The sequence below is a fragment of the Paenibacillus sp. OT2-17 genome (genome assembly GCF_009827695.1).
Taxonomy (GTDB): Bacteria; Bacillota; Bacilli; order Paenibacillales; family Paenibacillaceae; genus Paenibacillus; species Paenibacillus polymyxa_B.
Map to the genome: position 1 here is coordinate 1 of NZ_WUDQ01000738.1, position 1,493 is coordinate 1,493.

2 protein-coding genes and 1 pseudogene are annotated in these 1,493 nt (G+C 44.2%); 2 read left to right on the forward strand and 1 reads right to left on the reverse strand.

Annotation, left to right across the window (positions count from 1 at the left end):
• Positions 1–100, reverse strand: a pseudogene (locus GRP75_RS30110) (DUF421 domain-containing protein); the annotation flags it as partial.
• Positions 101–371: 271 nt separating this feature from the next.
• On the opposite strand from GRP75_RS30110, the gene GRP75_RS26640 reads away from it, so the two are divergent.
• Both GRP75_RS26640 and GRP75_RS26645 read left to right on the forward strand, forming a co-directional pair.
• On the forward strand, positions 372–641 hold the full coding sequence (locus tag GRP75_RS26640) for a glutaredoxin family protein (protein ID WP_023988351.1): 270 nt from the start codon (positions 372–374) through the stop codon (positions 639–641).
• Between the two features lie 142 nt (positions 642–783).
• Positions 784–1,493 (forward strand): NtaA/DmoA family FMN-dependent monooxygenase (locus GRP75_RS26645; protein ID WP_160790857.1); only part of this gene is annotated, 710 nt, incomplete at its 3' end.

Sequence of the window (1,493 nt, forward strand, 5' to 3'; positions counted from 1 at the left end):
AAAGCTGGGATACCTGACGTTTTCCAAGAATTTTGGTGATTAAAAATAATATAGCGACAGCCATTAATGTGCGTATAGCAACCTCGGCCCAATCCTGCATTTGCTCAACCTCATTTCATTTCGCCACAAGGACGCTACTATTCCAAGGATATCCGCGTCAAGGCACATTTAAACTCCAATTCCCCTAAATTTAAATAACCAAGCTGCCAATAAGCGATGAAATACAATATATAATTAAAATTTTCTATCGATGAATTATCATTGTCTATTGCACAAGCGATTGACGGAAAGGAGGGGGGAGGATACATTATAGATATAATTCTTATTTAATTCATCGGGATTATAAACATTAAACTCACGGAGGTATGTATATGTCGTCCAAACCTAAAGTTGTATTGTGGAGTAAAACCGGCTGTCATTTTTGTGGAGAGATCAAATCGTACCTGGAATCCCAAAATCAGCCGTATGAAAATATCCAAGTGGACGGAAATGATGCGCTGCGTGACGTGCTGGAGACCAAATATGGTATTCGTTATGTCCCTGTCGTCGAGGTAGGCGGGGATAATAAATATGAAGCACTGCTCAACCCGGATCTGGAAGAGTTGGGTAAAGTGCTGGAAAGTTACAATCAAGTAGTATAGGCCAATAGGAAAAGGATCAGTTACTCCGCTGCCTATACAAAATAAGTAGCGGAGACTGCCCTACAAACCATTAGCAGCCTAGCTGCCCTAAAAAAATGATAGCCGTAGGATAACAATTATGTTTAAGAGAGGTGGAAGAGTTATGGCTAAGAATAGACAAATTAAATTTGGTGCGATTATTCACGGTGTTGGGGGAAGCATGACGACTTGGCGTCACCCTGAAGTACCTGCGGATGCGAGTGTTAACTTTGAATTTTATAAAACGCAGGCGCAAAAGGCAGAGGAAGGAAAGTTTGACCTCGTATTTATCGCAGATGGCCTGTTCATTAACGAAAAATCTATTCCCCACTTTCTGAACCGTTTTGAACCAATTACGATTCTGTCCGCTTTGGCTGGGGTGACGAAGCATATCGGACTGGTCGGCACACTGTCGACTTCCTATAGCGAACCGTTCACGGTAGCACGCCAGTTTTCTTCCATTGATCATATTAGCGGAGGTCGTGCAGGCTGGAATGTGGTAACTTCTCCGCTGGAAGGCTCTGCCCTTAACTTTAGCAAAGGCGAGCACCCGTCGCATCCGCAGCGCTATAAAATTGCAGAGGAATATTTACAGGTTACCAAAGGACTGTGGGACTCGTGGGAAGAGGATGCGTTCGTTCGTGATAAGGAGGCCGGCGTATTCTTTGATCCTGAAAAGCTGCATACATTGAACCATAAAGGTGAGTTTTTCTCTGTGCAGGGTCCACTGAACATTGGACGATCCAAGCAGGGACAGCCGGTTATTTTTCAGGCAGGTTCCTCGGAGGATGGCAAAAACCTGGCCGCCAAGGAAGCGGATGCTGTATTTACAGG

Excerpts from the sequence above, each read along its gene's own strand:
- GRP75_RS26640 (WP_023988351.1), top strand. The coding sequence starts at position 372 with ATGTCGTCCAAACCTAAAGTTGTATTGTGGAGTAAAACCGGCTGTCAT.